Genomic DNA, 26,214 nt, shown 5'->3' with positions numbered 1-26,214 from the left:
AACCTTGGAAGATATGAAAATAACTAGTACCGCTAGACGTAATTCAAAATCACCATAAAGCCTTGCGAGCGTGGCTGCGCGTTAAGCGCAGCATCTCTTCTAGATAGGAGAAGTTCTAATCTAAGGAAGCCTTAGCTTCTGACTTCTGCGGAAGCGGAGTATCTCCGGCTCCGCTCAAAATCCAAAAAACCAATTAAGCGAGAAGCTTAAAAGCGATTTTGAATTGTTGGTTAATTTACGCTGTGTTGTACTAGATAAATGAGCCTCTAAGAGAATCATTATTTTGAAACAGGCAAACTCCCAAGATAGTTATTCATGGCAGTTGATACAAATAAAATAACTTCTAAACACTTTGATAAACTTCTATCATAAGAACCAAATCATTTCTATCAAAAGAATTACTTTTTTCTTAATTAGTAAAATTATTTTATGGCTAAAAAATACGATGGTTTAATAACTTGAATACTCAAGTGTTTATTTGTTGACTTTCCTTATACCATTTCTTTGTGAGACTGCACCAAATTTTCTTGGCTTCTTCTTTCTTTGTGTCCTTCTCTACAAGACCAAGGCGGATACGCTTATCTACGAGGGGCTATACCAACACTAACGCGTCTATGTGGTTTATTCCTCATATACTTTGGTAAATTTTAAAACAGAATTGATATTACAGCGATTTTTAAATAAATACAGCGCAGTAAATATTGCAATGCAACGCCCAAGCCCCTTTATAGTAGTTGTTCCTACGGGAACGACAGTAACGCAGTGGTTCGCCTAAAAGCAATTAACTATACTCTATTAAAAATAGTTGGAAGTAGACTATCAAAATTAAATACTGCTGAATAAAACCATTATTCTGTAAGAATTTATTAGTTTAAGGAGGTTTCCTATTTTGCAGGGAATTATTTGCTAAAAAATTTAATTGTGTAATGTTTCTAATATCTTTCTTTATAAAATAGATGAGTGCAACGAAACTGAATCAACTTATATGTTAGGTAAGGGTTTCAAGTGGAAGTGTCTTACATCTAATTTCAGTAATCGGTTTAATTGAGTAGTAACACTAAAATTCATCAGATAGTATTTTTCTAATCCAGTTATATTAAAAAATTCAAAATAATTTAGTAGTAGTAAAGGCAAATAGTAAAGACATATATTCCTTCATCTTAAGAAGATAAGTTACTCTTCAATGGTCTATGAAAGCTTGCCTACACATATTTAGCTCATAACCTTTGAAAATTGCTTCTGTCAAACGACCTATATATAGCGAAGAAAAAATGTAGGAGAAGCCAGCAGCATAATGAGGTAGTCCGCAGAAAAGGGGTTTTCCACGCCAGTTGCTACCCTACGGGAAGTAGAGTCTTTGCATTGCAATATCTCTATAGACGTGAATTCTGACTTCAATTCATAATCCAAAATTTCCAAGCTGTTGTAGAGTTTAAAATAATTGGTTTTTGTATCAATGGTCAGTAGCATAAACAACTAGACTTGTCCGAAAATTCCAAAGCCAGACTGTTCAAAGCTTTGGGGCAAAACTTTGATATCTTCGTAAATACGTAATTATAAGGCTTTGAGATAGTTAGTGATAATTTAGAGGCATAAAAATTAACTCCTAATTTCTAAAAATTTATGATTTTTGCTACTAGCTAAGTTGGCAGAACTAAGCTACCAATTCTTAACCTAACTAATCCGCAAACTGTTAAAATAATCTGCTCATACGTCTCAAGCTTTAAGCGAAATCTTTGTGAGGCTATGCGGAATATTTTAAGTAATCGAATCAAATGTTCAATGAATATCCGATTACTAGATAAAGCCTTATTTTCATCTTTTTGCTGTTGAGTTAATTCTCGTTTTGGTTTCTTTTTATGAGGAGTAGTGATATTCTCACCTCCTTGAAAGCCTTTATCACCTGAAAAGGGTTGAGATTTATCAAATTTATTTTGAGATTGACGAAACAATTTTATATCTGCTGTTGGCCCAGGAACACCTACTTCTACCTCTACAATATCTTTGCCTTCTGGTATGCCAATTATCAGACTTTTTAATGTATGTTGTCTCTTCTTTCCAGAAAAATATTTCTGTTGCTCTTTTTGGTCAGAATCCCTATATATTGGCTGTTCTAAGCTATCGACTAATAGCCTAAAATTTGTTAATACTTCTTGAACAAATAGTAAATCACTTTCATTATTTGATACTTGTTCTAATAAACTAGCAGGTAATATATCACGAAGAATTGGTATCCAGTCGTGAAATGTATCATTAGCTTCGGTTTTGGAAACACCAAATAGCATTCCTAATACTTGGAATGTTGGCATCTGTCTTAGATAAAATAGACATAAACATACTTGTTCTTCGGTTGATAACTTTTCGGGACGACCACCACCAGCCGCATTAATTCTAATTTTATGACTCTCTTGTTTAGCTTTGATGTATCGATTTCGTTTTAAGGCGCAATTTAGCAGTGATTGCAATTGTTCGTAACTAATCCCTAAAATCTGTTTTGTTCGTAGTGGATACTTTTGTATATAATCTAAAATCATAACTAATTGTGGAAAATGGTAGACGCCCAATCTAACGTTTTACCATTTTTCTTTTCCTAAGTTAATATTTCGGACAAGTTTACTGATCATTGATACAAATCACAGCATAATCAAACCCGATCGCACACCAACTGTAACTGCTTCAGTGCGGGTGGAGACGCCAAGCTTTTGAAAAATAGATGAGAGATGAAATTTAACGGTATGCTCTGAGATGTGCAAGCGTTTGGCGATCGCTTTATTTCCCAATCCAGAACCTAGCATACCCAAAACCTCTATCTCTCGTGGTGTCAAGGTTTGTACAGGATTTCCCACCACTTTTTCCCGTAATGGCAGTAACTCTATTGCATCTGGGTGCAGCACCACTAAACCAAAAGCGATCGCTTCTACAGCCGCAACAATTTCCAACTCAGTGCTGGTGCTGGGCAATATACCCCGAACACCAGAACGGAACACCGCTTCTAAATCAATGCTGTCGAGTTCCTCAACAATGATGATAATTGCCAATGGATACCGCTCCTCTTGGATGAGCAGCAATTTCTCCCATACCAATTGTTGAGGATTCCCACTCAAATCTAGCAGCACCACATCGGGTTGCAATTGCCCAACTTCCTCTGCCAGCACATCCAAATCGGATGCACTCCCCACAACACTCAGCTGAGGATTACTAGTCACAACAGCTGATAACCCTGCCCGCACTACAGAAGAAGTGGCAACTACCATCACCCGAATCATGTCGCCTCCACAGGAGTTTTCTCACTCTGCACCGCAACATAAACAACGAATTGTTGCCCACCACGCACGATTTGTAAGGGAAGTGATTTGTTAGCGTTGCTTTGATGTAGATATTTAGCTAAATCGTTGGGGCTAGTGAATAATCGCCCCGAAACTCCAACTAAAACATCACCAATTTGCAAACCAGCAGTTTCCGCCAGGCTACCGGGTAGAATTGACAACACTAATAACCCTAAGCTACGTCTGCTTAAAAGCACAGGTTGCAGTGTAACTCCCAATTGCGGACGGCTATTACCACGCAAAAAGCGGTCTACAGTGCTGCTGGGAACTGCCACAGCCAAACCATTGGCAATCATAGTGTTAATTCCTACAACTCGGCCGAGACAATCGGCAAGCGGCCCCCCAGAATTACCAGGATACAACTGCAAATCAGCTAGAACTGCCCGCTGATTATTTGCATAGATAATCCCAGTTGTGACAGCACCACTGTCAGAAAACGGATTACCGACTGCTAAAACTAATTCACCGACTCGCAGCACTTCAGAATTACCAATTGTTGCAGCAGTTAAGTCAGTGGCGGCAATTTTAAGGGCGGCTAAATCCTGCTGTGGATCAAATTGTGTACGCACTGCTTCAAATACCCGTCCATTTGATAATTCCACAGTTGCTTTGTTGCTGGTTGCCACATGAGCATTAGTGATAATTAATCCGTCAGTTTGCCAAATTACACCAGAACCAACTCCCAAAGAGCCGCTTTTCACTTTGACAGTGTTATTGCGTAGCTTAGCAGCGACTGCTGTTAATTCAGCAGCAATGTCAGTCAATGTTGCGTTTGCCATTTTATCTCAATTTTCTGAATGTCAAAGTAAAGTCAGTGAGTTGAAAATAGTTTTAAGACAATTAAAATTGTGGCTACCCCAAAAAAGCCAGTGTAAACAGGCTAGTAAACCCTTAATTTTTTCTAGTCCACCTACGTGGACTTGGTTTTTGTAGCCGCTACTTTCAATTACTAAGGTTGTAAATTGGTTTTACACTCTTTCAACCCAACTGTTGTTAGTGAATTCTGCAAATTCCGAGTTCCAATCTTGAAGTTCCGAGTTCTAATCTCGAAGTTCCGAGTTCTAATCTCGAAGTTCCAAGTTCCAATCTTGAAATTCCGAGTTCCAATCTTGAAGTTCCGAGTTCCAATCTCGAAGTTCCGAGTTCTAATCTTGAAGTTCCGAGTTCTAATCTTGAAATTCCGAGTTCTAATCTTGAAATTCCGAGTTCCAATCTCGAAATTCCGAGTTCCAATCTCGAAGTTCTGAGTTCTAACCTCGAAGTTCCGAGTTCTAATCTTGAAGTAAGCTAAAGCAATATCAATCTTCTTTGCTAGAACGTTCGCCAAGGACAATATCTAACTCAACTAACACCCCACCGCGGATAACTTGTGTTTTAACAAGTTTACCAATGCGATCGCTACCATTAAGCAACGCCAACACATCACCTGTGTCACTGACATTTGCGCCATCTAAGGTTACTAATACATCCCCAAGTAGCACACCTGCATTGTCAGCGGGGCCGGAAGGTTCGACATTGACAACAATTACTCCAGTTGCAGAACTTAAATTGAGGGCAGTTTTCAGATTATTAGGTAAGCGTACAGGTTGCATTCCGACACCCAAGTAGCCTTTTGAAATGTGTCCTTTTGCTACCAATTGGTTAACAATGCGATCGACTGTAGTAGTTGGGATAGTCAAAGCAGTACCACGTCGCCCTGATGTATTCATGCCTACCACATTACCAGCCGCATCTACAAGCGGGCCGCCTGCAAAACCAGAGTAAAGCGTGATATCTGGACGGATAAACTGGTCGATATTACCACCATTCATGCTTCGCCAAGCACCACTAACTACACTCACTGCACCCATAGCTGCGCGTAAATCACCTTCGCTACTTCTCGCCAGTCCTAGTACCAAATGGCCAACTTTGAGCGTTTTGACATCGCCAATTTTCGCCACAGGTAATTCTACATTTTCTACTTTAAAAACAGCAATATCGGTGCTAGGGTCGTGACCAATGAGTGTTACTGGTGCAGTGCGATTATTAGATAAGGTGATAGTGATGTCGTCATAGCGTTGGAGCGACTCATCAGAGGTAACAATAATCCCATTACGCCAGTGAATGCCACTTGGAGAAACACGCGTCCCTGCATTTACCGCAACTACAGAACTTCCAGCTTGCTCTACTGTGTCAGCTAAACTGTTAGACAGAGCTAATAATGAAGACATAAGATTTCTCCGCAAACGTTCCTAGATGTTAATATCGTGCCGTTTTCTCCGCACAGATGACATCAGAAAAATGGGGAGAATTCACCCTAGAAAAATGGCTAGTGTTAAGGAAGTAACAGATAGGCGATAAGAGTTGCGCCATAACCTAGATGTAGCTTGCTTCCCCAGAGGTGTAACAAGCTACATCAGCCAGTCGTAAAGAATTCATTCTGAATTCTGTTCGGTAAAGTTGTATTCCCTATCTCCTATCTCCTATCTCCTGTCTTCTATTGATAATTTCCCCAAATAACTCTTCTAATAATAATTCGCTTACTTCTTCTAGAGAATTTAAAACTCGGTAAGCCAAACGTCTGATTTCAGGAGATGGCCGTTCTATATCGGGAACCATAATTGTACACATCTCAGCCGTAAAAGCTGCTTCAACACCCACACATGAATCTTCAAAAACCACACACTGTAAAGGTGCAACATTAATCCTGCGACTAACTTCTAAAAAAATATCTGGAGCTGGCTTGCCCTCGGCAACATCTTCACTCGTTACAATGGTTGTAAAATATTGCTGAATACCTGCCTTAGTTAAACGTCGGATTGTTCTACTTCGTGATGTCCCAGTTCCCAATCCAATAATTACTCCCAGGTTATTCAGCCTGTTGAGTAAATCTAGCACGCCTGCTTTTACTGGCAAACCTTCTCGTAATTCTCGCTCATCACCAATTTCAATGCGTTGTGCTGTCACAGACTCAAAAGGAAAGCTTTCACCATATCTTTTTTTGAGGATTTTTTTCCGCCATGACAAGTCACGACCAACAAACTCGTTGTAGAAATCATTACTCATCACATAGCCATGATTTTTAAGGGCATTTTTCCAAGCCCATCGAGCAATGCTTTCTGTATCAAAAAGCAAACCATCCATATCAAAAATTGCGGCTTGGATATTTGGTAACACATTCAGTCCTTTGATTCACGTTTAACAACACCTCACTATGTAATTATGCCGCTCATCTGTCTTAATACTAATTATCTTCATAATTTTCAATTGTCGTATATATATCATCCTTGACAACACTACTTTAGCCTTTGCATAACTGTATGGCCCAAAGGTTAAACATAGGCATAATAGAAATAAAATAGAAAAATTTAATTGATCAATGCATATCATCACAGGAGAAATTAATCCACTCACTCCATCTGCTAAATTACCTTTATATGGTAAGCGAATTGTAGTAACAGCGCCGATAAATTACGCTTCTCGGTTATCTGAACAAATCATCAGAAAAGGTGGTCTACCTATTCTTATGCCTACTATTGAAACTTGCTATTTATCTAACTATGCTGAGTTAGATCAAGCTTTAAATAGAATAGATGCATTTAACTGGATTATCTTCACAAGTAGAAACGGTATCACTGCATTTTTTCAACGTTTGGAAAATTTAGATATCCCTATATCTGTGCTGCAAAATTGTCAATTATGTGCTTTAGGCAAAGACTCAGAAAGCTTATTATCTTTTTGCGGTAGGGTGGATTTAATACCAGCAGAATCTAGTCCAGCAGGAATTATCACAGAATTAAGGAAAATTCCCCATATTCAGGAGAAAACAGTATTTTTACCTGCTCCGGAGGTTGTTGGTTTACCTGAGCCTGATGTCATCCCCAACTTATTTTCAGACTTGCAGCAGTTGGGCATGAAAGTAACTCGCGTACCAACTTATATTACGCAAGGCTTAGACAAAAATATCTACAGTGTTGAATTAAGTTTAATTCGTCAAGGAATAATAGATGTAATCGCTTTTAGTAGCACAGCAGAAGTAGAAAGTTTTTTGACAATGGTAAACTCACACAGCGATTATGAACATTGTGCTGTTGCTTGTTTTGGCCCTTATACAGATGCTAATGCTAAAAAGTTGGGTGTAAATGTCTCAATTTTATCAAAAGATTATAGTTCGTTTGAGGGATTTGCTGAAGCGATCGCAGAATTTTTCACTCAGGCTTCAAAATAAAAAATTCTATTTCGGTCTCATGTCAATAGGCTATCAGAACGAGTGAAAAAACGCCTTTAGAGAGAATCGGCGGACAACAAAAGTATGGTAGTCTCCACTTTAATATTTATTTGTTCGCATGGTATCACTTATCTGAAAAACTTGAGGTAGGGAACAGAATGGAAATTGATTTTACGACTACTTTAGGTCTAGTAGCAGGGGTACTGACTACAATCGCTTATCTGCCTCAACTTATTAAAACTTGGCAGTCAAAATCAGCCAATGACCTTTCTTGGAGTATGTTAATCATTCTCTGTATCGGTATTATTTTATGGTTGGTTTATGGTTTTTCTGTTCATGATATTCCTTTGATTGCTGCTAACATCGTTACCTTACTTATCGCATCTGTGATTCTGGTGTTGAAGATTAAGTACAACTCAGGTACAGATGAAGAAGCCAAGAAACAGCAAGCAGAAGGAAGAACCGAAACTACATAGATAATTTTAAGACAGAAGTGCTGAGTGCTGAATTAAAAGTCATTACTCAGTATTTATTTTTCTTTTCTCCTCTGCTCTCCTACTTCCTGTGCCAACTCTCTACTTAAAACTATTTTGGTTAACCCTAGACCAACTGCACGTAAACCCGTAGTATCGAATATGGAGTTTATGTTCGCTAGGGATTGTAACATGGCAACTTATAAAGTCACATTAAAGACCCCAGATGGGGAGGAAGTAATTGATGTTCCTGATAATAAGTTCATCTTAGAAGTCGCAAACGATGAATATGATTTAGACTTGCCTGTCTCGTGTAACTCTGGTTCTTGCTCTACTTGCACTGGAAAGCTGATTTCAGGCACAGTTGACCAATCAGACCAGAATTTCTTAGACGACGATCAAATTGAACAAGGATTTGTCCTTACCTGTGTTGCATATCCAACTTCTGATTGCACCATCCAAACCGAGCAAGAGGATGCGCTTCGAAGCTAAGAGACTTGTAATAGACACAGCACTTAAGTAAAAAGCGCTCCTCTTTTGAGGAGCGCTTTTTACTTAAGTTTTAGAAGATGGCTTGCAAATATCAAGCAAAAATTAATTAGCCGATGCTAGATTAACTTTAACAACTTTGTTCTTTTCTTCTTCAGCTTTGGGTAGTGTCAGATTTAAGATGCCATCTTTGTAATCTGCTGTGACGTTGGTATTTTGAATGCGAGTAGGTAAAGGTATGACGCGCTGGAATTTACCGTAGTGAAATTCACTCTTGATAACACCTTTATCTTCTGTTTTAGCTTCAGATTTCCGTTCACCGCTAAGGTATACGGAATTTTCTGTGACTTGTAAATCCAGGTCTTTAGCTTCAATTCCAGGAAGTTCTACTTTTAGATGAATTGCATCTTCAGTCTCTTTTAACTCAGCAGCGGGAACTCTGGAAAAGCTTCTATCTGAAAATGTAGAAGGCAGCGTATCTTCATCAAATAGACTATTGATTTGACGCTGTATCGCATTAAATTCTTGCCAAGGGTTCCAACGTACTAGTGTCATAATCTCTACCTCGAATGTAGTATGATGAATATTTTTTCAACTCAGGTTTAATTACCTGCTTTGTTTTTATATTATTCAACAATAGGAGTAGTGTAAATTCGGTTTTTGTTACTTAGCTAATAATGATTACCGAACCACATAAAAAATGCAGATTTTTTAATTTTTAGTATTTATAGCCGAACTTAATTATCTATAAGAAAAAGCCCGGCTACTTTCATAACCGGGCTTTTAATTAGCTATCTCAATCTATTGGAGGAGACTGAGTATTTTGATTACAAACCCATTAGACACTAGATTTAGTCAAATTGACTTTAACAACTTTATTCTTTTCTGTCTCAGCTTTTGGCAGTGTCAAATTCAAAATACCGTTTTTGTATTCTGCGGTAACATCAGTATTTCTAATCCGAGCAGATAAAGGAATTATACGTTGGAACCTACCGTAGCTGAGTTCGGTTTTAGTAACACTTTTGTCTTCCGTCTTAGTTTCCGATTTACGCTCACCGCTAATAGAAACAGCCTTTTCTGTAACTTGAATATCCAAGTCTTTCTCTTCTATTCCTGGCAGTTCTAGCTTGAGATAAATAGTATCTTCGCTCTCTTGTAACTCAACAGCAGGCACTCTTGCCCTGCCTTTTTGCAATAATGTAGATGGTACTCTAGTATCCTCAAATAAGCGATTGATTTGACGTTCTAAAGCATTCAGGTCTTGCCAGGGGTTGTAACGAACTAGCATATTAATTTCTCCCTTGTACTAAGCTACCTAACTCTTGGGATTGGTGTTTTGCTTTGATGTTTTCATATTATTGCTGAGCTTATCCTATGTAAATTCGGTTATCTTCACCAAAGATATGAAGATAACCATACAAAAGGTAAGTACGGAAAACTGTAATTATATAAGTTCGGTAAACCCTAAAAAATAAATTAAATTTATTTGCTATCTATTTATAAAAGCTGCTATTAGACTCATATTTAATTTTTGAAATATACGTAGTGTTATGCCTCTGGCTAACGCACCGTTCAAAGACTTTGGCGCGTTACGCTACGCGATAACACAGCCTACATATACTTAAATTTTTTAAAAAATAGAATCAGATTGCTATTAGCTTAGGTATGTTGATATAAAGGAATCGTAATTATAAATTCTGTACCATTACCAGGCGAGGAAATACACTCCAATTTTCCTTGATGTTTTTCAGTAATAATTTTATAACTAATGGATAAACCTAAACCTGTACCTTTGCCTGCGGGTTTAGTAGTAAAAAAAGGATCAAACAATCGTTTTTGTAAATGCTCTGGAATGCCAAGAGCATCATCAGCGATGCGAATAATTACCAATTCATCAGCAGTAAGTTCAGTATGAATGCGAATTTGTCCCCGTTTGCCTTCGGTCTTCGATGGGAGAATTTCTGAGGTGGGTAGGCTGTGCATGTTATCTATCTCTTTATTTTTTACTAATGAGGTAGACTTATTAGAAGCTTCCAGCACGGGAGCATTAACATTTAATGATTCTTCTATGGCATCAATTGCATTAGCCAAGATATTCATAAAAACCTGATTCAGTTGTCCAACGTAACACTCAACTAGTGGTATGTCACCATATGTTTTGACAACTTCAATTGCTGAACGCTTAGATGTAGCTTTAAGACGAGTTCCCAAAATCATCAGTGTGCTATCGATACCTTCATGGATATTTACTGCTTTCATTTCTGCCTCATCCAAACGAGAAAAATTTCGCAGAGATAGCACAATTTCTGTAATTCTTGTAGCACCAATTTTCATCGAAGCTAATAGTTTAGGGAGGTCTGCAACTAAGAAATCTACATCTATTGCGTTTGCCACATTTTGAATTTCTGGATCTGGATTGGGATAATGCTCCTGGTAAAGTTGTAACAGCCTAAGTAAATCTTGAATATATTCATTGGCAGGATTGATATTGGCATAAATAAAGTTAACAGGGTTGTTAATTTCGTGTGCTACACCAGCTACTAACTGACCCAAGGTAGACATTTTTTCACTCTGCACTAGTTGACCAGCTAGTTGTTGTGCCTCTTGTAACAATTGTGCTAAAACTACTTCTAGTTGTCCTTTAGCAGTAGCTAATTCCTGCTCTCGTAGTTTGATAGTTTTAAAAGATTCTTCGAGTTGTGCTGCCATAGAGTTAAATGACTGTGCCAATTGACCGATTTCATCACGAGTCAGAACTGGTGCTTGTTTATTCAAATTTCCTTTAGCAAATTCTTGAACAACTTGAGTAAGTTCAACAACTGGCTTAGAAATGGATTTGGCAACTACAATAGCTGCAAATATAACAAGTAAAAGTGTAATTAGTAATAGAAAAATAACAATACTTTTTAGAGTTTCTAAAGAAGCAAAAACTTCTGCCATATCCATTTTTACTAAAAGACCCCCATTTAAGGAAGGTAAATATCTCCAGGCAGCAATAGTTTTTTGACCGCGATAATCAATAGTAATACCAATTCCTTTAATACCATGAGCCGCTTGATTAAGTGGGTCTAATTTCTGCTTGCCAATGTTGACATATCTTTGAAAGGCAGCTTTTGGGTCATGACGTGTTGGAGACGTAAAGACTATGCGTTCCTTAACTATGGAGCCTACAATCGTTTCACCATTTTTTCCCAAACCAGTATAATCGTTGACTACTTTATTAAACTCTTGATTATTTAGTTGCAAAACTACAACACCGACAATTAGATTATTTTTGAAAATGGGAGATGCGATAAAAGCGGCAGGTTCATTTGTCGCTGGATAATAGCTAAAACTAGATATTTCAACTTGCATCAATGTTTTAGCTCTATCAAATACTTTTGCCAATTCAGAATGTTTATAAGTTCCTTTATAATAATTTGAACCAATTTTTTGATCGCGTTTTACAGAAAAAACAACATCGCCGGATTCAGATATTAAAAAGATATTAGAATAGCCAAACGTTTCTAAACAATTAGTTAAAAATGGTCTATATTTATCATCTATTTTTTGATAAGCAAATGATTTAATCCCATACTTTTTAAAAGTTTCTTGGTACTGTTCTAAAGCATCAGATATATTAGGTATTTTGGCAATAACTACCGCGTTTTTTTGCTTTTCTTTTAGATAAACTTCAAGTTGATTTGCTTTGCTCTCGGCAATAGAAATTAGATTATTATTAACTTCTTTTTTTAGAGAATTAACTGCAATATAATACTCTAGAGAGGTAACCGTAGTCATGGGAACCAAGGCTATTAACAAAAACCATAATAGTAGTTTGTTAACGATTTTCTTACTTTTCAATTACCTTATCTCCAAACTTAAGGATTTATTAACCAGGATTAGCCCAGTTTTTATTCCAACTTTTATAGAGAGTGTTGAGGAATATCTCCCAATCAGCTTTGGAACGGGAGATAGGATATGGTATAGGACGAATTGGTTTATCCGAGTTCCAAACAATTGCAAATTGACCATTTGCTTTTATCTTTCCAATTCTTACTGTTTTCCAGGTATGTTGATTCTCAGAATCTACATATACAACGCCTTCTGGTGCTTTAAAACTTTGGTCTTTGATATATTCGCGAATAATATTTACTTTATCTGTACCTGCATCTGCAACTGCTTGCGCCCATAGATAAACTCCGAAGTAGCCTGCTTCAATCGGATCAGACGTGACGCGATTTTTACCATATTTATTTTTAAAAGCTTTAAGAAAATCATAATTGTTTACCTCGTCAATACTCTGGAAGTAATTCCATACTGCATAATCGCCTTCTACATCTTTTTTTGGTAAATGGTCTAATTCTTCTTCAGCAATACTGAATGAAATAGTGGGGATTTTATCAGAAGTAATTCCTGCTTTTCTTAAAGCTTTGAAAAAAGCAATATTACTATCGCCATTAATTGTATTTAAAATAACATCTGGTTTAGCATCTAAAATTTTTCTGACAATTTCTTCTACTTTAGTACTACCTAAAAGTATATATTCTTCATCTAAAATTTCTCCTTGCAACGCAGTTACTTGGTCTTTAATGATAGCATTAGCTGTCCGGGGGAAAATATAATCAGATCCTACTAAGAAAAACCGTTTACCTAAGTTATCAAAAGACCATTTAACGGCAGGAATAATCTGTTGATTTGGTGCAGCACCTGTGTAAACAATATTGGGAGATTCCTCAAGACCTTCATACTGAACGGGATAAATCAATAGATGGTTGTATTTTTCAAATACAGGTTTGACAGTTTTTCGACTGGCAGAAGTCCAGCAACCAAAGACTACAGCAACTTTTTCTTGAGTAATGAGTTGTTCAGCTTTTTTAGCAAATGTAACCCAATCAGATTTACCATCAACGACAATTGGCTGAATTTTTTTGCCAATAATACCGCCTTTTTTATTAATTTCTTCAATAGCAAGCAAAGTAGCATCAACAACAGATTTTTCACTAATAGCCATTGTGCCACTCAGGGAATGAAGAATGCCAACTTTTATAGTTGCGTTCGAGAATTGTATTTGCAAAGAAGTAAATAAACATATTATTAGTCCCAATCCAAAGGCTAGTATTAATAAAAATAATTTTTTACTTGCAAGTTTTTTAAGCTGGGAATTAGCTACAATTATTCGCTGACACATCTTATTAAAAAATAGCAAAACTAAGGACTAAAGAAATTAAACTTTTACAGTCTTCCCTTGATCCGACTGTTGAGTGATAGCAAGTACTGTACTGTTACGCTGAAATGTAAATATAAAAACTGATATGTCAGCATTATATTTAACTCTGCTCACAATTTAATGCTTTATAGCCTAAATTTTGACAATTTTGTAATTAAGTATACTAATCAATATAAATATTATTACTTAAATATTTAATTTAGGAGAATTGAAAGCGGTAAATACCCAATTTCTTTGAGAAGTCAAGGCTTTTCTTGTTACAAATGATTTAGGATTCTTATATTACTTAATTGTTTGACGTAATTGGCAAGGTCAGGGTAAACGCTGTTTGACCAGAAGATGTTGAGCCAAGAGTGAGGTCACCAGAATGTGCTTTGGCAATTTCACGAGCGAGGCTAAGTCCAAGTCCGATGCCTTCTATCTTGCGGGTTCGAGCAGGATCACCGCGATGGAAGCGGTCAAAAATTCGCTCGCGATCGCCTATTAAAATATCTTTAGATGCATTGCTAATCGTGACGTAGAAAGTTGTTTGAGTTTGATGAGCGTGAATTTTTATCCAGCCGTTATCCAGATTGTATTTGATGGCATTACTCAACAGGTTTTGCAGAACTTGAATCAGCAAATCGCGATCGCCCTGTACCCGTAAACCATGATTGATATCGATTTGTACAGTTAGGTGAGGAGCTAGTAGTTCCACATCTTCTACCATCTCCATCAGCAACTCAGACATATCCACCTCAACCAGATACAAACTCATTTTTCCTGCATCTGCTAAAGACAGCAGCAAGAGTTTCCGCATAATTCCACTTAAGCGGCGTACCTCATCCAACAGATTGCTTAAACGCTGTTGCACTTCACTTCCACTCTTCACCTGTTGGAGCGATCGCTCCAGTTCGCCTTGCAGAATGGTGAGTGGGGTTTTCAGTTCGTGAGCCGCATCAGCACTGAAGCGGGAAGCTTGGGTAAAACTGCGCTCCAAGCGTTCCAACATTTGGTTAAATACTCGAATTAGTTCGATAAATTCAACATCCGTTGTTCCAATTGGAATCCGCTGGTCTAAGCCTTGGACGGTCACCTTTTGAATAGCACCTGTTAATTGCCGAATCGGACGCAAAGCCCCACCTGAAACCAGCCATGCCCCAACTGCAACCAGTAGGAGAGTTCCCGGAATTGAAACCAAAAAGATATTGCGAATAATAGCCATCTCTTGATCCACCGCTTGCAAGTTAACAGCAATGGCAACCCCAACATTAGGAAATTTCGCTACTCCAATCCTCCATGCTCCTGTTGTCGTCTGCTCAGTGATAAATTGAGGTGGGCGTGGGGGAATCAAAGGTGGTGCAAGGGGAGATGGATTTTGACTCTCAAGTTTTGGCGGTGGTTGTCTAGGAGGAGGCGATCGCAGAGGTGTTAACCTAAGACGTTCAAGCAGCAGACGATTCACGTCGAGGTCGTCTGGCACATCGTTGGATTGATAAAGCGTGTTGCCGTTGGCGTCAAGTATTAGCAGTGCGATTGGGGTTTTTGTATTTGTTCCAAAAGCATAAGATAATGAGTCTGCGTAGCGCTGCCATCGCTCCTGCTCAGGTGGACGAGTTCCCCGCATCAACTGATTTAACATTTCTGCATCAAGGCGGCTAATCTTAGCTTCATAAATTTGTAACCAGGAGATAGCGCCAAAACCGACTAATGCGCTTCCAGCCAAAGCCGCAGATAATAGGCCAATTCGCAGTCGAAACGAGGGTAGTTTCATACTTGAGAGTCTGGCTTACGAAACCGATATCCCACCCCGCGAATGCTTTCAATCGGGTTTGCTTCATCAATGGGGTCAATTTTTTTCCGAATTCGCTGGATACAAACATCCACGACGTTGGTGTTGGGGTTAAAGTCGTAACCCCAAACGTGTTCTAGGATTTGGGTACGGGTGAAGACTCGTCCGGGAGAACGCATGAGATACTCTAGGAGATTAAATTCGCGGCTGGTAAGTTCTATCGCTTTTTGATTGCAGGTAACTTCTCGCGTGATGCGATCAAGTTTGAGCAACCCAACCGAAAGCTGATTTTGGCGTTCCCCCACACTCCGGCGCACAACAGCATGAATTCGAGCCGCTAACTCTTCCACAAAAAACGGTTTAGCAATGTAGTCATCGGCTCCTAAATTTAGCCCTGCTAGGCGATCGTCCAGTTCATTGCGAGCTGTCAACAAAATCACCGGGGCATTACGGCCTTCCCGCCGCAGTTGTTTGAGAATCGATAGCCCATCTTTTCCAGGAACCATAATATCAAGCACGATCGCATCGTATTCATTATCTAATGCCCGCAGATAACCTTCATCACCATTGTCGCAGTAGTCTACGACAAATCCTTGCTCCTTCAGTCCAGCTCGGACGAAGTTAGCAATTTTTGCTTCATCTTCAACAAACAGAATGTTCACAAGTATTCATTACTTTACTTATTGCTCCATTCTAAATTCATTACCCTTTGGCTCAATTACAAAAATGTAATTTAGAAAACAGGCAAGCTGTCATTTTCAGGTGGCTTAATCAGAAATATCAACACCTTACTTTTAGAAATTGATTGTTATGAATATTCGTCGAGTCTTAGCCGTAGTAGCGATTCCTTTTGTAATTGGCACATTCAATTTTGTTGCACCTAGCCAAGCAAATGCCGCTAATCCATTGAATCGGAACACACAGATTTCACAACAGCCCAATAGACCCCACGAGCAAGTGCAAAGACATGATGAAAAACCACAGTTTAGGCGTCAAAAACCCCGCCCACATCAAAAAAAGCTTTCTTCCAAGCCTCATAATCAGGGCGTGGTTCAAAACCGTGTAGAACACAATAACCGTTGATTTCACTTCGCCTTCAGTAAAGTTTCCAAAAATTACAAAATTGTAATTCACAATCACAGCGAAGTGTAATTTTTGTTGAGTTGAATTAGAAATGTAAACAATCTATCTTTTGGAGCATGATCATGAATTTTCGTAGAGTACTAGCTATCACAACAATTCCTGTTTTGGTTGGCACATTTGGTTTTATTTCACTCAATCAAGTAAATGCTGCTAATCCATCCCAGGAAATTGCACAGGCTGAACCACCTAACCAACCACCGAACGAACAGCGACGACCACCCCGAATTGATTTTGCTGCGGCTGCGACCAAGCTAGGAGTTACAGAAGCACAATTAAAGAATGCGCTGGGAGTACCTGCCAATCCTCCAAGTGGGTCTGAAAGAGGGCGTCCGCCTCGTCCTGATTTTGCTGCGGCTGCGACCAAGCTAGGAGTTACAGAAGCACAATTAAAGAATGCGCTGGGAGTACCTGCCAATCCTCCAAATAGGCCTGGTAGAAATGGGCGTCCACCTCGACCTGATTTTGCTGCGGCTGCGACCAAGTTAGGAGTTACAGAAGTACAATTAAAGAATGCGCTAGAAGTGCCTGCCAATCCTCCAAGTGGGTCTGAAAGAGGGCGTCCGCCTCGACCTGATTTTAAAGCTGCGGCTGCAAAGCTGGGTGTAACTGAGCAACAGTTGATAGACGCATTAGGCATTCCACCTCATCCTCCTGGCGATCGCGGAGGCTCTGCAAAATAGCTCAATATTTATGTGAATTCAACAACATTTAACTTGTAGTGGCGCTTTAGCGCTAAAGCGCAAACTACAAACTTCAATTTCTTCATGTCTACTTACATCTTTGGTTCCAGAAGTTAAAACAACTGTGTTAGTGGCGAAAACTCCTCAGCAAGTATTTAATAACACTTTTGCAGTAGAAATAGTATGGAAAAAGATAATCGTCAAATAGGTCGAATTCTGAGTCGAAGACAAGCACTTGCTTTATTTAGAGCAACTGGAACTGCAATGCTTGTTGTCTGTATACCTAGAATTAACAGCACTGCAAAGACAACAGAATTTAGTGAATCTGTGCCAGCATCATCTACAGCAAATAATGCAACATTGCCTGCGTGTGTAGTGAAACCGGAGCAGACTGAAGGCCCGTATTTTGTAGATGAGAAGTTGAAGCGCTCTGATATTCGCTCCGATCCTGCGGATGGTTTAGTAAAAGAGGGCATACCACTCAATTTGACGCTTCGCGTTTCTCAGATCAATAGTACTGGTTGCAAGCCATTTGCAGGTGCGATCGTCGATATTTGGCATTGTGACGCGCTGGGAGTATATTCTGATGTCAATGACCCCAGTTTCAATACCGTCGGGAAAAAGTTTCTGCGCGGGTATCAAGTAACAGACGCGAATGGAACTGTCCAGTTCACAACCATTTATCCTGGTTGGTATCAAGGCAGAACAGTTCATATCCACTTTAAGGTACGCACAGCTGCAACATCAGGTCAGCATTATGAGTTTACGTCACAACTGTACTTTGATGACTCGATTACAGATCAGGTGCATACACAAAAACCGTATGCCGACAAGGGAAAGCGCACCTTGAGGAATGCTGACGATGGGATTTTTAAAGATGGTGGAGACAAATTGTTGCTCACACTCAGCAAAACAAGCCAAGGTTATGCCACAACATTCGATATTGGAGTTGAGACAACTTGAGCAGTCTCACACCAATTCTCTTCTAGGAAAGCAACAGATTGTTCTTAGTAGCGCTTAAGCGCAATTCCTAGCTTGATTGAAGCTTCGGCTACTTCCCTACGGGACGCTACGCCCTAAGCGTAGCTATGCCGCAGCCTCTCGTAGAGAAGTATTACGAATTCCGCGTAGCGATACTAGTCCTCCTGAATTAAGTGGTGGCGTCAAATACGTTGAGAATTCAAAATGTCTTGCGGCTTGTATTCCTCGCCTATCAGGAATCAAACCTGAGATAAATTTCTAAAACTGTATTGAGGACTACTTTTTATCAAATTAATTGGTAAAGTCAAAATATTAGATAAATCCTTTGTTGACGATTTTTGGGGGCTTTTGAATGATAATCAGCAGGTCAAAAATAGCCTTTAGCAAGAAAAATTGCAACTCGCAAGTAAATTTGCAAAATCTATGATATTCTTTGAATAGAGGGAATCAAGACAACGAAAGCACAGTAAGTAGTCTACGAGAAATATTATCAACTCAAAGACCATGCTTTCGTCTTGGCAAATGCAAGTTAAATCCGCTACGGCTTTTAAAAACTAAGAGATTAAAGCCAATGAAGCAGGATAGCGATCTTTGTAACAACTTGAAGTCAATCAGAACCCGCTTGGGCATGAGCCAACAAGATTTGGCAAACTTAGCTGGTGTTACCCGTCAGACTATTAGTGGTGTAGAGTCGGGACAATACGCCCCCTCAGTGACTATTACACTTCGCTTAGCAAAAGCGCTTGGCTGTCAAGTCGAGGATCTATTCTGGTTAGAGCGAGATTTACCTAAAGTTGAAGCAGTGCTTGCCAAACCTATCGCTGCTGGTCAGCAAACACGAGTCAGCCTGGCTTACGTGGGAGGAGAATGGATAGCTTATCCATTGATTGGTAAAGATGCTTTTCGCCAAGACATGATTCCTGCTGATGGTGAGAGTGAGAGTCAGATAGGTACAGATAAAGTTCGAGTCCGGCTCTTAGACGATAATCTAGACACACTTCACAACACCGTTGTGATTGCTGGCTGTGCGCCTGTTATTTCACTATGGGCGAGAGCCACCGAACGCTGGCATCCTCAATTGCGAGTACACTTTAGCTTTGCCAACAGTATGTCTGCATTGCACAGTTTATGCCGAGGTGAAGCTCATATCGCTGGGATGCATCTGTATGATTCCGAGACTGGTGAGTATAATACTCCATTTGTTCGAGATGTTTTGGCTGGAAGGGAAGCAGTTCTGATTACCCTTGGTGTCTGGGAGGAGGGACTTTTGATAAAGTCTGGTAACCCAATGGAAATTAGGACAGTTAGTGATTTGGTCTCACAGAGAGCTACTATTGTCAACCGTGAAATAGGTGCTGGTAGTCGTTTACTTCTGGAACAAAAACTTGAACAGCAACATATACCGTTTCATGATGTCCAAGGTTTTGACCATATTGTAACAACTCACCAAGATGTTGCCCAAGCTGTAGCATTAGGAATTGTTGATGCAGGTATCAGCACAGCATCTGTAGCTGCCGCTTTTGGGTTAGGATTTATCCCCCTACATCAATCAAGATATGACTTAGTGATTCTTAAGGAATATCTAGAAGAAGCACCAGTACAGCAGTTGCTCAGTACTTTGGGACATCGGATGGTTCATTCACAATTTGAAATTCTCGGTGGCTACGATATCAGCAGAATCGGGGAAGTTGTAGCAACTGTTTAGAGTGGATTGCAATGCAAGGTTGGTGGTTTAGGGAAGAACTTTGCGTAAATTTGAATTTCTGCTGCAACCATTCTTAGGTATGAGCAACCTGAAGGAACTTTGTTACAACAACTCACAGCATTGCTGAATCGGGAGAACCTGGTAATACTTGCAATATTCCTTGAGCAATATTTCATGACAAGTATATCCGGCTTGATGCATTCACAGCAAATGTAATGGAAGTCAGAAAGGTACGGTGACGCATCATTTAAAACCGTACATCTCAAGCAATTTTGTCATTAGTTCTGACTAATGACAGCCAAAAATCTCGCAACAAATCATATGTATTCAATACTAAATGTTTTTGTTGTAGAGCGTAGGCTCTTGCAGAGAAGCCCGCCATATGCATCGCCTTTAATGACGTTCTATAACCCATCACATTTGTAATTCTACAGTGTGAATACGTAATCAACCGACAGACCTAGCAAACAGTTGTAGGAAAAATTATCATGTCCGACGACAAAATTAGACAGATTGCTTTCTACGGTAAAGGCGGTATTGGTAAATCTACCACCTCTCAAAATACTCTAGCTGCGATGGCAGAAGTGGGTAAACGCATCTTGATTGTCGGATGTGACCCCAAAGCTGACTCCACTCGTCTGATTCTGCACTGTAAAGCCCAAACCACTGTGTTGCACCTCGCCGCTGAACGGGGCGCTGTAGAAGATATCGAACTTGAAGAAGTGGTAATCACTGGTTTTCGGAATATCAGATGCGTAGAATCAGGTGGGCCAGAACCTGGTGTAGGTTGCGCTGGTCGGGGTATTATCACCGCCATTAACTTCCTTGAAGAAAACGGCGCTTATTCAGATGTAGATTTTGTATCTTACGACGTGTTGGGCGACGTTGTATGTGGTGGTTTTGCTATGCCAATTCGTGAGGGTAAAGCCCAAGAAATCTACATCGTTACTTCTGGTGAAATGATGGCGATGTTTGCAGCTAATAATATTGCTCGTGGCGTTCTCAAATATGCTCACACTGGCGGGGTACGTTTGGGTGGACTGATTTGTAACAGCCGCAAAACTGACCGGGAAGACGAACTGATTAGTACCCTAGCAGCCAGATTAAGTACTCAGATGATTCACTTTGTCCCCCGTGACAATATCGTGCAACACGCCGAGTTGCGCCGGATGACGGTGAATGAGTACGCGCCTGACAGCGGACAAGCTCATGAATACCGGACATTAGCAGACAAGATTATCAACAATACAAATCTTGCTGTTCCTACCCCTATTGAGATGGACGAGCTAGAAGATTTGTTGATTGAGTTTGGTATTCTTGAAAGTGAAGAAAATGCTGCAAAAATGATTGCCGCAGCTAATGCTCAAGAAGAAGCTGTCAAGAAGCAAGAAGATGCCCAAGGCGAAGCCCTAGAAGCATTGAAAAAAGGAAATGTAGAAATAGTTGCTGGTAGCGAGAAGAAGTAACACCTTTACTCTTCTTCTTAGGCAAGCATTTAGGTGGGCTGTTTGCCCACCTGATCCTAATCTTTGAAAAAATGTGGAGGCGATCGCAACTGCAAAACGAATAGTTTAATTTTTTCCTTCCCTACTTGGTTGGTTTTCTATTGATTCGGGCATGGGAAATTTATCTTCCCATTCCCTTTTATTTAAGAGACTTGTCAGAAATATTAGCTTAGGAAAATAAAAATGGTAAAACGGTTAATTAAGTGTCTACCATTTTTCAAAGTTAGTTATAGCCTTTGATTATACACGTTTACCGAGTGGTACACCGCCCAAGATAGACATAGTGCGATGGTCGAAGACCCGCCTTCGGCGATCGCATTTCCCTAGTGCAGATTCTTCTCGTCTGTTTGTGGAAGCTTTCTGAGAAAATTATCACTAGGTAATTTAGCATTACACACTTAATCACAACCCTGGCTTCTTAAAGAAACCAGGGTTTTCTAACTTGAAATATTACAAAAAAAGTAGTGCCAGTAAAGTATTGAAAACTTACGTTAACAATTAAGATTAGTCAGCCCAATAAGTGGCACAGCTAGCGCATAACTATACTTTAATCAAATGACGATTTACGTATATATTAATATGGCTGCGGCTTATGTCATCGCCCCCTAACCGCCCGCTGAAAATTGAAGTTAAGCTGCCATCCTCCCATCCTCAGTTATTACAGGGGCTGGATATATGGCTACGCTTAGGTTTGATATCCGATACTCAAGTCAGGGAGCTATGCCGTGAGTTCCTCGTCTGTGCGATAGTACTGCAACCCCAGGCTGAAGCACAGGTAGCATTAAAAACTTCTGACCCCGTGCAGCCGTTACCCGCAACAGCTTTACAATCTAATCGCCGCAGAGAACAGCCAGCACAACCAGCTAAACCCAACTTTATCAACACAATGTTGCAGTCGTTGGCAGCAGAATTGAGTGTCCGCTGGCTACTGTTTTTAGGGGTATTTCTGGTAGTAGTATCCTCTGGAGTGCTGGCTGCTAGCCAGTGGGAGAGGTTTCCCGCCTCTGGACAGTATGGAGTTTTATTTGCATATACTTTAAGTTTTTGGGGTTTAAGCTTTTGGGCAACTAGGCAAAACAACCTGACATTGACGGCTCAGACATTGCTCATTGTCACCATGCTGTTAGTGCCAGTAAATTTTTGGGCAATGGATAGCTTCAGATTGTGGCAAAGTCCCTTAGATTGGCTTGTAGTTGCGATCGCTTGGCCAGTTCTCACGGCTATTACTGTTTTACTCTGCAACAATCGCCGCCTTTTTCCGCATATACATACTTCTAAATTACCTCTAGTAAATATTCTGGGGCTGAGTTATCTGCATTGGGGTTGGAAATTTCCTGGATTTCCTTTGATAGCTGTTTATTTGGGAATGATCGGCACAACCATCATTACCGTTTATCAAAATTACCGGAAGCAAAGCCAGCCAAACAGCACAGAAGATAGCAGCACCCAGCGTAAAGCAAGTAGCAATTTGACTCTTGGTGTAATTATTTATGCCTTGCTGGTGCTGCTAGTGCGGGCGATTTTTGTTACTGGAGTAGATATTACGCAGTTAGGTTTAGCCATTGGTATTTGTGGCTGGTTAGTAACTTGGTTAGCGCAGCAGGGAGGCAGGGAGCAGAGGGCAGGGGGGCAGGGAGCAGGGGGAGTAAAGAAAGCTTCCTCATTCCTCTCATCTTCCCTACTCTGGGAGACACTCGGCGGAATTTTACTCTTTCTGGGTTGGCTAGTTTCAGTAATAAATTATCCTTGGCAAGCAATAGCTGTGAGTGGGTTGAGTTTGTGGTTTGTAAACCAACGCTTGCAGCGGGATAGTTTAAAGCTTGACTTAGCTGCAATTTTCGTCATCGGCTTACAGACTATTTGGCTAGGTTGGCGGTTAGTGCCTTCTGGTTTACAGCAATGGGCGATCGCAACTAGCGCCCAACTCACTAATGCTCAAAATGAACCTTGGGCATTGCTAGGTGTAGCTTTATTTCCCTATGTAATTTTGATGGTGGCGTTCACCCAGAACCTGTATCGTCCCGAAAAGCGAGAATTAGCCAAGTTTGGCGAACTGCTGACACTTTTCTTTGGAGTTTTCTTAACAATGATCGCTCTGATAAATCCCGCATTGCGATCGCTAAATCTGCTATTTTCCACAATCACTCTCGCCTTCGTCACCAAACAACGCTCTCCTTCAGGCAGGAGGCAGGGAGTAGGGGACAGGGGACAGGGGACAGGAGAAAATACTAGCTCATCCCCTCCATCTCCTTTAATTTACCTAACTCATATCATCGGGCTATTGACACTTTGCTCTATCATTGACTGGTTCTTGCCAACCCTGAGTCAACGAGTCTGGGCAAGCATTTTATTGTCTCTAATGGTTGCAGAATGGGGATTTAGTCTCGGCGATGGACTCTGGCGACGTAGCGCCTGGTACATCGGTTTAGGATTAGCAGCCCTGAGTTTTATCTTATTGTGGGTAAATGCTGAATCTTCTTGGTATGGCGTCGCTGATACCCAAGACCATTGGGGAATGATTTGGCTTTCAACACCTTTAGCTCTCACGGGTGTTGCCAATCGTACAACTGGAGAGCGTCGTACTACAACTAGTTATTTGAGCGTTCTGGCTGTGGGCGTCGCTCAGTTACTTACTTTACAGCTACCAGGAACCAGATTAATCGGTTTAGCTGTGGGTGCGGTGCTGATGTTCACAAATACGCGCTATTTACGAAACGAGATATCTGCGGTGATTACTCTAGGCTTCGGTCTGAGTTTCATTGCGGCGCTGCTGTGGACAGGTTTACCTGGGTTACCTAGACTCGCAGTAGTCGGTTGGTTTGTCGTCGGGGCGATCGCTATCTTCAGTTTATGCCTAGCGCGGACAGTACTAAGGCAGCGAGGTAATGAATTAGCAACTATATATGCAATTGCCAGTGATAAGTGGGGAATCGCTTTGTGTGGTGTTGAGTTGTTAATGCTGACGCTGCACTCGGTGCTGGTTTACCAAGGAGTTGTTTCTCCAGGATTTTTGTACCTCACTGCCATTGGTATAACTTTAGGAGCGATCGCCTTTCGTAACTGGCAGGAACCCACAGATTGGGCATTTTATGGCATCGGTTGGTGTTTGGAATTGTTAACTGCTGAGGTATTGGGCTTTGGGGAACGCTCAATTATTAGAATAGCGATCGCAAACATCGCTTTGGGTTTAATCACTCAACTTGTGGGAGAGTGGTGGCGGCGACGATACCAATTAGAAAGACTTCCCAGCAGTTTCCATGTTCTGCCATTAATTTATGGCGTATTCAGCCTAGTGCTGCGTTTGGACACATTCACCGAATGGACTGGTTTATGTTCTTTAGGTGTAGCTTTAATTGTGATTGGTGTAGGGCGACGCCGGGAAGCATTCAAGCCCTTGCTGTATTTGGGAATTATTGGCGTATCAATTGCTGCTTATGAACTTTTGTTTTATCAAATGTCACAAGCCAAAGGAGGCGCATTAGGCGATGGATTAATTGCCATGTCAGCCCTTGGTGCAAGCATCATGTATGCTTATCGTATTCTTTCTCCTTGGCTTGTAGGTTACTTACGCCTAAGTCGTGAAGAAATAAAAGGCATCGCTGATATTCACTGGGCTTGGAGTAGTAGTTTATTAATCGCTGCCATTGCTCTTCCCATCGCAGTTAATCGCCTAGTAGGATTGGCAACTGGTGTATTTTTGATTCGCTATGCCATCTTTCAAGGACGGAATTCGCCTGCTTTACCCCGTATCTTGGGGAACATAACAATAGCCGAAATGTGGGTTTACCTTGGTTTATTACAGGTAGCCTTCATGAGGATATATTGGCGGGAGACAGCAGTAGGACAGTGGATAACTGGGCCGTTAGTGCCTTGGAATGCTGCGATCGCTTGTGTGATAGCCTACTTTTTGTACATCCTTCCTTGGGAAAATTGGGGTTGGTCTAAAAGACCTTGGCAACAAGCCGCATACATTTTGCCACTGGTAATTTTATGGGAAACCAAACTGCAAGTTTACCCAATCACCCTGCTACTCGCAGCTGGATTTTACATCTTCCTCGCCAAGGTAAGCGAAAACATTCGTTTTACCTATATTAGTGTGGCGTTGATTGATTGGGCGCTTTCTCGTTGGTTTTATGACTTACCCCTGAGTGATGATTTGTGGTACGTGATACTAATTGGGTTTTCACTACTGTATGTTGCTCAAGTAGATCCTCATTTGAAGCTACCAGAATATAAAGCAGCCCGTCATACCCTTCGGTTACTAGGCAGTGGTTTAATTTCTGGGTGGGCAATTTTATTTCATCAAGACACACCTCTAATACCAGGGATTTTTAGCCTGATTGCCATTTTTGCCGGGTTAGCATTGCGAGTGCGGGCTTTTCTTTATATTGGTACAGCAACTTTTTTCATTACTAGTATTTATCAGTTAGTAATTTTCAGCTTGCGCTACCCCTTTTTAAAATGGGTTGTTGGTTTGCTAGTTGGAATTGTACTAATTTACATCGCCGCCAACTTTGAAACTCGCCGCACTCAAATTAGTTCTCTGCTTCGCAACACCACTGATGAATTTCAAACTTGGGAATAAACACTCGTAAACCCCTGTTTATACCATTTTACTTTAAGAATGATACAAATACTTTGGTAGGGACACGGCAATGCCGTGTCCCTAAGAGAAATTTATATGTATCAAGATTTTCGTAAATTGGTATTACTTCGAAGCTACTG

The 26,214-nt window shown here is 40.4% G+C and carries 21 protein-coding genes; 9 read left to right on the top strand and 12 right to left on the bottom strand.

Annotated features, from left to right (window positions below):
* Nucleotides 1-1,640: 1,640 nt before the first annotated feature.
* From WKK05_RS01300 to WKK05_RS01275, 6 genes are all read right to left on the bottom strand, one after another.
* Nucleotides 1,641-2,534, bottom strand: coding sequence for a transposase family protein (locus tag WKK05_RS01300; protein ID WP_341525207.1), 894 nt, complete (start codon nt 2,532-2,534; stop codon nt 1,641-1,643).
* Nucleotides 2,535-2,633: 99 nt separating this feature from the next.
* The gene (locus WKK05_RS01295) at nt 2,634-3,266 is read right to left on the bottom strand and encodes a response regulator transcription factor (protein WP_341528021.1); all 633 of its coding nucleotides are present in this window, start codon (nt 3,264-3,266) and stop codon (nt 2,634-2,636) included.
* Entirely contained in the window at nt 3,263-4,105 is an 843-nt protein-coding gene (locus WKK05_RS01290) for a trypsin-like peptidase domain-containing protein (RefSeq protein ID WP_341528020.1), read from the bottom strand. The genes WKK05_RS01295 and WKK05_RS01290 overlap by 4 nt, the downstream gene beginning before the upstream one ends.
* Nucleotides 4,106-4,319: 214 nt before the next feature.
* Entirely contained in the window at nt 4,320-4,538 is a 219-nt protein-coding gene (locus tag WKK05_RS01285) for a hypothetical protein (RefSeq protein WP_341528019.1), read from the bottom strand.
* Between the two features lie 86 nt (nt 4,539-4,624).
* Nucleotides 4,625-5,536: a trypsin-like peptidase domain-containing protein gene (locus WKK05_RS01280; RefSeq protein ID WP_341528018.1), complete on the bottom strand. Its 912-nt coding sequence runs from the start codon at nt 5,534-5,536 to the stop codon at nt 4,625-4,627.
* Nucleotides 5,537-5,774: 238 nt separating this feature from the next.
* The gene (locus WKK05_RS01275) at nt 5,775-6,482 is read right to left on the bottom strand and encodes an HAD family phosphatase (protein WP_341528017.1); all 708 of its coding nucleotides are present in this window, start codon (nt 6,480-6,482) and stop codon (nt 5,775-5,777) included.
* A 202-nt stretch (nt 6,483-6,684) separates the two neighbouring features.
* Here WKK05_RS01275 and WKK05_RS01270 point away from each other — a divergent pair, with 202 nt between their 5' ends.
* The 3 genes from WKK05_RS01270 to WKK05_RS01260 all read left to right on the top strand — a co-directional run bounded on the left by WKK05_RS01270 (nt 6,685) and on the right by WKK05_RS01260 (nt 8,498).
* Nucleotides 6,685-7,533, top strand: coding sequence for a uroporphyrinogen-III synthase (locus tag WKK05_RS01270; RefSeq protein ID WP_341528016.1), 849 nt, complete (start codon nt 6,685-6,687; stop codon nt 7,531-7,533).
* Nucleotides 7,534-7,691: 158 nt separating this feature from the next.
* Nucleotides 7,692-8,009, top strand: a complete 318-nt coding sequence (locus WKK05_RS01265) for a SemiSWEET transporter (RefSeq protein WP_341528015.1) — start codon at nt 7,692-7,694, stop codon at nt 8,007-8,009.
* A gap of 189 nt (nt 8,010-8,198) precedes the next feature.
* The gene (locus WKK05_RS01260; RefSeq protein WP_341528014.1) at nt 8,199-8,498 is read left to right on the top strand and encodes a ferredoxin; all 300 of its coding nucleotides are present in this window, start codon (nt 8,199-8,201) and stop codon (nt 8,496-8,498) included.
* A gap of 102 nt (nt 8,499-8,600) precedes the next feature.
* On the opposite strand, the gene WKK05_RS01255 is transcribed toward WKK05_RS01260, so the two are convergent.
* The 6 genes from WKK05_RS01255 to WKK05_RS01230 all read right to left on the bottom strand — a co-directional run bounded on the left by WKK05_RS01255 (nt 8,601) and on the right by WKK05_RS01230 (nt 16,137).
* On the bottom strand, nt 8,601-9,050 hold the full coding sequence (locus WKK05_RS01255; protein WP_341528013.1) for an Hsp20/alpha crystallin family protein: 450 nt from the start codon (nt 9,048-9,050) through the stop codon (nt 8,601-8,603).
* 283 nt (nt 9,051-9,333) lie between these two features.
* Nucleotides 9,334-9,783, bottom strand: coding sequence for an Hsp20/alpha crystallin family protein (locus WKK05_RS01250; protein WP_341528012.1), 450 nt, complete (start codon nt 9,781-9,783; stop codon nt 9,334-9,336).
* A gap of 371 nt (nt 9,784-10,154) precedes the next feature.
* Entirely contained in the window at nt 10,155-12,275 is a 2,121-nt protein-coding gene (locus tag WKK05_RS01245) for an ATP-binding protein (protein ID WP_341528011.1), read from the bottom strand.
* Nucleotides 12,276-12,366: 91 nt separating this feature from the next.
* Nucleotides 12,367-13,665: an urea ABC transporter substrate-binding protein gene (urtA, locus tag WKK05_RS01240; protein ID WP_341528010.1), complete on the bottom strand. Its 1,299-nt coding sequence runs from the start codon at nt 13,663-13,665 to the stop codon at nt 12,367-12,369.
* 325 nt (nt 13,666-13,990) lie between these two features.
* Entirely contained in the window at nt 13,991-15,457 is a 1,467-nt protein-coding gene (locus tag WKK05_RS01235) for an ATP-binding protein (RefSeq protein ID WP_341528009.1), read from the bottom strand.
* Complete coding sequence (locus tag WKK05_RS01230; protein ID WP_341528008.1) at nt 15,454-16,137, bottom strand: response regulator transcription factor; 684 nt, start codon at nt 16,135-16,137, stop codon at nt 15,454-15,456. Before WKK05_RS01230 ends, WKK05_RS01235 begins: the two co-directional genes overlap by 4 nt.
* A gap of 148 nt (nt 16,138-16,285) precedes the next feature.
* On the opposite strand from WKK05_RS01230, the gene WKK05_RS01225 reads away from it, so the two are divergent.
* The 6 genes from WKK05_RS01225 to WKK05_RS01200 all read left to right on the top strand — a co-directional run bounded on the left by WKK05_RS01225 (nt 16,286) and on the right by WKK05_RS01200 (nt 26,074).
* Nucleotides 16,286-16,558: a hypothetical protein gene (locus WKK05_RS01225; protein ID WP_341528007.1), complete on the top strand. Its 273-nt coding sequence runs from the start codon at nt 16,286-16,288 to the stop codon at nt 16,556-16,558.
* Between the two features lie 122 nt (nt 16,559-16,680).
* Complete coding sequence (locus tag WKK05_RS01220) at nt 16,681-17,298, top strand: hypothetical protein (RefSeq protein ID WP_341528006.1); 618 nt, start codon at nt 16,681-16,683, stop codon at nt 17,296-17,298.
* Nucleotides 17,299-17,481: 183 nt separating this feature from the next.
* The gene (locus WKK05_RS01215; RefSeq protein ID WP_341528005.1) at nt 17,482-18,261 is read left to right on the top strand and encodes an intradiol ring-cleavage dioxygenase; all 780 of its coding nucleotides are present in this window, start codon (nt 17,482-17,484) and stop codon (nt 18,259-18,261) included.
* Nucleotides 18,262-18,850: 589 nt separating this feature from the next.
* Nucleotides 18,851-19,984, top strand: a complete 1,134-nt coding sequence (locus WKK05_RS01210; RefSeq protein ID WP_341528004.1) for a substrate-binding domain-containing protein — start codon at nt 18,851-18,853, stop codon at nt 19,982-19,984.
* 488 nt (nt 19,985-20,472) lie between these two features.
* Nucleotides 20,473-21,450 carry a nitrogenase iron protein gene (gene nifH, locus WKK05_RS01205; RefSeq protein WP_341528003.1) on the top strand — a complete coding sequence of 326 codons (978 nt, stop codon included), beginning with the start codon at nt 20,473-20,475 and terminating at the stop codon, nt 21,448-21,450.
* 631 nt (nt 21,451-22,081) lie between these two features.
* Nucleotides 22,082-26,074: a DUF2157 domain-containing protein gene (locus tag WKK05_RS01200; protein WP_341528002.1), complete on the top strand. Its 3,993-nt coding sequence runs from the start codon at nt 22,082-22,084 to the stop codon at nt 26,072-26,074.
* The last annotated feature ends 140 nt before the right edge of the window (nt 26,075-26,214 follow it).

This window comes from Nostoc sp. UHCC 0302, assembly GCF_038096175.1.
GTDB lineage: Bacteria > Cyanobacteriota > Cyanobacteriia > Cyanobacteriales > Nostocaceae > UHCC-0302.
Note: the sequence above shows the minus strand (reverse complement) of the source record. Positions and strands in the feature narration are given on the sequence as shown.